Origin of the sequence: Corynebacterium sp. MSK032 (assembly GCF_030232065.1) — a bacterium.
GTDB lineage: Bacteria > Actinomycetota > Actinomycetes > Mycobacteriales > Mycobacteriaceae > Corynebacterium > Corynebacterium jeikeium_D.
In genome coordinates this window covers 1-349 of record NZ_JASPJR010000047.1, presented here as the reverse complement: position 1 = coordinate 349, position 349 = coordinate 1, and the positions used below count along the sequence as shown (strand labels likewise).

Sequence of the window (349 nt, the reverse complement as noted above, 5' to 3'; positions counted from 1 at the left end):
GTTTCAGGTACTATTTCACTCCCCTCCCGGGGTACTTTTCACCATTCCCTCACGGTACTAATCCGCTATCGGTCATAAGCAGGTATTTAGGCTTACCGGGTGGTCCCGGCAGATTCACAGCAGATTCCACGAGCCCGCTGCTACTCGGGCAACACACCAATTGCACGCACGGGTGTTTCACGTACCGGACTCTCACCGTCTACGGCAGGACATTCCAATCCACTTCCGCTACACCCACACAACACAACGCAGGACTAGCAGACCCTGCACAATGCATCCCCACAACCCCACGCACGCAAACCCTGCCAGGTATCACACGCACGCGGTTTAGCCTCATCCACGTTCGTTC

At 55.9% G+C, this 349-nt stretch carries 1 rRNA gene; it reads right to left on the bottom strand.

The annotated features are described in order from the left end of the window. Window positions 1–349 (bottom strand): 23S ribosomal RNA (locus QP995_RS10840); the annotation flags it as partial.